A 467-nucleotide genomic window follows, 5' to 3' on the forward strand; every position below is an offset into this window, starting at 1 on the left:
GGCGCGCACCGCCATCGCGCGCCTGAAGGCCCACCGCCTGGCGCGCGAGGCCAAGGTGCTGGCCGCCATGCAGGCCCAGCCCGAAGGCAGCATGGACGACTGGGTGCGCCTGGCCTACGACGACGTGCCGCCGCGCATGTGGCCCATCGCGCAGCGCTCGCTGCTCGCGCATGTGGAGCGCATCCGCATGCTGGAGCCCGGCAATGACTGAGTCCAGCCATCCAACGGACGCGGTGCGCCTGTCCAAGCGCGTGGCGCAGCAGTTCCAGTGCTCGCGCACCACGGCAGAGCAGTACATCGAGGGCGGATGGGTGTCGGTGGACGGTCAGGTGGTCGAGCTGCCCGGTGCGCGCGTGGCGTCCGCGCAAAGCGTGGTGCTGGCGCCAGACGCCAATCTGATGGAGCTCACCCCCGTCACCCTGCTGCTGCACAAGCCGCCGGGCTACGAGGCGGGGCTGGGCCTGGTC

Annotated in this window: 2 protein-coding genes; both read left to right on the forward strand. The window is 71.5% G+C overall.

From position 1 onward, the window contains the following. Positions 1-211 (forward strand): hypothetical protein (locus tag CKO35_RS17585; RefSeq protein WP_200177400.1); only part of this gene is annotated, 211 nt, incomplete at its 5' end. Beyond that, the coding region (locus tag CKO35_RS17590) for a S4 domain-containing protein (protein WP_200177401.1) at positions 204-467 on the forward strand (264 nt) is incomplete at its 3' end. The genes CKO35_RS17585 and CKO35_RS17590, both read left to right, overlap by 8 nt.

It is taken from the genome of Ectothiorhodospira shaposhnikovii (assembly GCF_016584105.1).
Classification (GTDB): Bacteria; Pseudomonadota; Gammaproteobacteria; order Ectothiorhodospirales; family Ectothiorhodospiraceae; genus Ectothiorhodospira; species Ectothiorhodospira shaposhnikovii.